The following is a 206-nucleotide window of genomic DNA, read 5'->3' on the forward strand; positions in this document are numbered from 1 at the left end:
AGTAGTAAGTGCACTGGATTTGGTGAAAGACCGGTTGCACCCATCATGGTCACAGACAAAGGCTGCACCCGTCCTGGTCACAGACAAGGGCCGCATCCGTCCTGGTCACAGACAAAGGGCCTATTCCCTGTGTGGGTACGCTTGTGCTTGATGAGCTCGCCGGATGAGATAAACGCTTTGTGGCATCCGTCCTGGCCACAGACAAA

Origin of the sequence: Parendozoicomonas verongulae, assembly GCF_009711465.1 — a bacterium.
Taxonomy (GTDB): domain Bacteria; phylum Pseudomonadota; class Gammaproteobacteria; order Pseudomonadales; family Endozoicomonadaceae; genus Sansalvadorimonas; species Sansalvadorimonas verongulae.